The organism is Candidatus Cryptobacteroides sp. (assembly GCF_056207615.1).
Map to the genome: position 1 here is coordinate 1 of NZ_JBAEER010000062.1, position 2,602 is coordinate 2,602.

Here is a 2,602-nt window from a genome sequence, read left to right on the forward strand (position 1 = left end):
GATGCGCCGTCGGTATAGAGCCAGATGATCGGCTTGCGCTGTTCTTCCATGCTACTCGATAACCCTTCCTCCGCGAGGCTTGATCTCGGTGTCAGGCATCTGGATGGTCATCTTTCCATCCTGGAGGTCATCGTATGCGACGCGGTTGTTGTACACGTCGATGGCAGTGTAGATCGCCGCCATCATGGAGTGCGGATCCGCCATGTCACGGCCGGCCATGTCGTACGCGGTGCCATGGTCAGGAGAAGTGCGGACCACTGGAAGTCCTGCAGTGAAGTTCACGCCCTGCTCGAACGCGAGTGCCTTGAAAGGAGTGAGGCCCTGGTCATGGTACATCGCGAGGACCGCGTCATACTTGCTATAGTTTCCGAGGCCGAAGAAGCCGTCCGGAGAATATGGTCCGAAAGCATTGATTCCCTCTGCAACAGCCTGCTGCACCGCAGGGAGGATGATCTGCTGCTCCTCGTCTCCGAGAAGGCCGCCGTCGCCGCAGTGAGGGTTGAGTCCGAGAACGGCGATCTTCGGATGGTCGATCGCGAAGTCCCTCTCGAGAGAAGCGTGCATGAGGCGAAGCTTCTTGAGGATCTTCTCGGTAGTGATGCTCTTGTGGACTTCCTTGAGCGGAATATGTCCGGTGACCACGCCGACCTTGAGCTGGTCGCTGACCATGATCATCGCAACCTCGTCGACGCCGAACTCCTGCTCGAGATACTCGGTATGGCCGGTGTATCCGAAGCCCTCGTTGGTCATTGCCCTCTTGTTGATAGGGGCAGTGACGAGCACGTCGATGTCACCCTCCTTGAGATCGGCCACCGCTGCCTTGAGAGAGGTCATCGCCGACTTCGCAGACTCGCTGGTAGGCTGGCCTGGCTCGACGAATACGTTCTCAGGAAGACAGTTCACGATGTTGACCCTCTTCTGGTGGATGTCCTTTGCAGAGCTGATGACGTTGGTGTTGATGTTCTCGATATTGTGGATCTGCTTCTTGTAGAAGCCGAAAATCTTTGATGAACCGTAGATCACCGGAGTGAACATGTCGAGCACACGCTCGTCGGCGAGGGCCTTGATGATTACCTCGTATCCGATTCCGTTGCCGTCACCCTGGGTGATTCCGACTATAAGTTTCCTTGCCATAATGGATTCCTCTGTTAAATCTTGAACTACAAATATAGCTGATTTTTTGGGACTTTTGAGTATCTTTGTAAGATATGATCCGACACAGCGAACTGGACACCGATTTGCAGTATCTGCCGGGCGTTGGGCCCAAGAGAGCGCAGCTTCTGCTGAAGGAGCTGGAGGTTAAGACCTTCGGCGACATGATCCGTCTGTACCCGTTCCGCTACATCGACAGAAGCAGCATCACGAGGATTGCGGACATCGCCTCCGATTCGGCTGCGGTCCAGCTTCGCGCGACTGTCCACAGCGTAGAGCTCAAGGGCAAGGGACCGGAGGCCGTGAACGGCAAGCCGAGCTTCGCCGGGAAGCGTCTCAGCGTGCTCGTGAGCGACGGGAGCGGCTCTGTCGAGGTCGTATTCTTCAAGGGCGTGAAGTGGATGTACGAGCGTCTCCAGCCGGGCACAGAATGGATTTTCTTCGGCAAGCCGCAGGCCTACAACGGACGTTTCAACTTCGTCCATCCGGAGGTCGACAGCGTCGAGAAGGCCGTGAGCCAGGGCGCAGGAAACCTCACCGGCGTCTATCCAAGCACCGAGAACCTGAAGAATTCCGGAATCACCGGCAAGGTCATGAACAAGCTCATGTCCTCGGCGCTCGCCGCATGCATGCCGGAGATCACCGAGACCCTGCCCGAATACATACTCAGGGAGAAAGGTCTGATCGACCTGCGCACCGCCCTGAAGAACATACATTTCCCATCCGACCAGGCGTCCCTGGAAAAGGCCGTGTACAGGTTCAAGTTCGAGGAGCTCTTCTACCTCCAGCTCTCCCTGCTGAAGCAGAAATATGTGCGCAGCAGAGGAGAGAGAGGCATACCCATGCCGAAGGTCGGAGATCCGTTCAACCGATGCTACGAGGCTCTCCCCTTCCCGCTCACCGGCGCCCAGAAGAGGGTGATCAAGGAGATCAGGGAGGACATGAAGAGCGGTCATCAGATGAACCGCCTCGTGCAGGGAGACGTCGGCAGCGGCAAGACCATGGTCGCCGTGCCCAGCGCCCTGATCGCCATAGGAAACGGCTACCAGGCGTGCATGATGGCGCCGACCGAAGTCCTTGCCCAGCAGCACTTCAGGAACATCAGCAAGTACCTCGCAGGAACCGGGGTGAAGGTGGCGCTCCTGACCGGCAGCAGCAAGACCTCAGAGCGCCGCGAGATCCACGCCGGGCTGCAGGACGGATCGATAGGGATGATAGTGGGAACCCATGCGCTGATCGAGGACACGGTGGTGTTCCACAACCTCGGTCTCGCGATTGTGGACGAGCAGCACCGCTTCGGAGTGGAGCAGCGTTCCAAGCTCTGGTCGAAGACAAGCTGCGGCGTGCCTCCGCATGTGCTCGTAATGACGGCGACCCCTATCCCACGCACCCTTGCGATGACCTTGTACGGAGACCTGGACGTATCCGTGATCGACGAGATGCCTCCGGG

The 2,602-nt window shown here is 57.9% G+C and carries 2 protein-coding genes; one reads left to right on the forward strand and one right to left on the reverse strand.

All coding sequences use genetic code 11. The features are described 5' to 3' along the window. Positions 1 to 51 precede the first annotated feature (51 nt). Positions 52 to 1,134, reverse strand: coding sequence for a 4-hydroxythreonine-4-phosphate dehydrogenase PdxA (gene pdxA / locus AC06ND_RS03925; RefSeq protein ID WP_475677689.1), 1,083 nt, complete (start codon positions 1,132 to 1,134; stop codon positions 52 to 54). A 74-nt stretch (positions 1,135 to 1,208) separates the two neighbouring features. On the opposite strand from pdxA, the gene AC06ND_RS03930 reads away from it, so the two are divergent. After that, positions 1,209 to 2,602: ATP-dependent DNA helicase RecG (locus tag AC06ND_RS03930; protein ID WP_475677690.1), on the forward strand; the 1,394-nt coding region annotated here is incomplete at its 3' end.

Bases quoted from the DNA above. Each gene is read 5' to 3' on its own strand.
- pdxA (WP_475677689.1), bottom strand. From the start codon at position 1,134: ATGGCAAGGAAACTTATAGTCGGAATCACCCAGGGTGACGGCAACGGA.